The organism is Kitasatospora sp. NPDC057015, assembly GCF_042673745.1.
GTDB lineage: Bacteria > Actinomycetota > Actinomycetes > Streptomycetales > Streptomycetaceae > Kitasatospora.
On record NZ_JBHUSG010000152.1, the window covers coordinates 1 to 1,322 of the forward strand.

The following is a 1,322-nucleotide window of genomic DNA, read 5'->3' on the forward strand; positions in this document are numbered from 1 at the left end:
GTCCGGGACGCCGACGGTGTAGGAGACGCGCGCGAGATCGCCGGACAGCTGGTCGATGCTGACGGTCTCGATCGTGCGGGCGCCGTAGCTCTGGTGCGCCAAGTCCGCCATGCCGACGAACTCGGTGGAGGAGATCTCGTCCTTGCAGCGCGTGGACAGCAGTTCGTAGGCGGTGTCGGCGTCCGGCGCGAACAGCGCCTCGGTGTAGGCGCGGACGCTCTCTTCGAGAGCCGCCTCCTCGTCCGTCCCTTGCTGCTCCTCGGCCGGCGGCGTCTCGGCGGCCTTGCTGTCCTCACTGTCCCCGCCGCATCCGGCGAGCAGGAGCGAGGCGATAGCAGCGGCGGTGATGGTCATGGTGCGGGTGCGATGTGTCATCCCGTCACCCTCCCGCACCTGTGGGCAGCGCGTGGGCGGTGTGACGGGACTGTGATGCAGCTACTCCGTCGGGATATCGAACGCCTGGTTATCCCTGACGTCCAGCTCCTCCAGAGGGACGTTGTGACGCTCGGAGATGTCCAGGAGCTGCTGCGCCACGGGCAGCAATGGGTGACGGTCATGGACGCTGTCGACATGCTTCCCAGTGCGCCGGTCGAAGACGGGACGGATCGTGGAAGCGTCGTTCACCTGCGTGCCGAACCCCTGGGAGGTGAAGCCCAGGTGAGCCACCGCCTGCTGGGCGCGCGCCGTGCACTGGTCGCCGAACTCGCTCGAAGGCCTATCGCTACCGTCGTGGAAGTACGCCTCCACGAGGTCAGCTCCGCGGTCGGACAGGCCGCCGGAGATGCCTGCTTCCGCGAGCGCTGCAATGGCTTCATCGAGCCGGGCCGCGTCCCCCTTCAGCATCACGAACACGGTGCCGGAAGGTATGTCGAAGCTCATCAGCGCCCCCTTGGCTTGCGGTAGGCGATGAGGGTACAGCTCCTCACCCCGCCCGCGCCCGCTGAGGCACCGGCCGGTAGTCGGCGGCTGCGGCGAGCACGTCGGGCAGCGCGTACATGGTCCGCGCGAGGTGCCCGTTGCCGGACGGTCGGCCGTCGCCCTTGAAGGAGCGGACCTTCCCCCGGGATGCCCAGGAGCGCACCATCCGCTCCGGCACCCCGGCCGCAGCTGCTGCGTCGCGTCCGTACACCAGCTCTTCCGGATACGGCCAGTCCATTGCACCCCCCGGGAACGCCGAAGCCCCCGCACGTGGCGGGGGCTTCGGGGAAGATCGCAGGCACACGAGTGGCGCCTGCGGGCAGTGTCACATACCGGCGATCACCGGTCAAGCAGGGTGGCCCGCCGCGTCTCCACGGCGGGCCGGTGGGTCAGCGGAAGTCGCC

At 69.3% G+C, this 1,322-nt stretch carries 3 protein-coding genes; all 3 read right to left on the reverse strand.

What is annotated here, in order from left to right:
- On the reverse strand, positions 1 to 375 hold a 375-nt coding region (locus tag ACFTWP_RS41785), incomplete at its 3' end, for a hypothetical protein (protein ID WP_380270405.1).
- A 60-nt stretch (positions 376 to 435) separates the two neighbouring features.
- Positions 436 to 879 (reverse strand): hypothetical protein, encoded by a 444-nt coding sequence (locus ACFTWP_RS41790; protein ID WP_376914040.1) that lies wholly within the window; start codon positions 877 to 879, stop codon positions 436 to 438.
- Positions 880 to 922: 43 nt separating this feature from the next.
- Positions 923 to 1,156, reverse strand: a complete 234-nt coding sequence (locus ACFTWP_RS41795) for a hypothetical protein (RefSeq protein ID WP_378711741.1) — start codon at positions 1,154 to 1,156, stop codon at positions 923 to 925.
- Positions 1,157 to 1,322 lie beyond the last annotated feature (166 nt).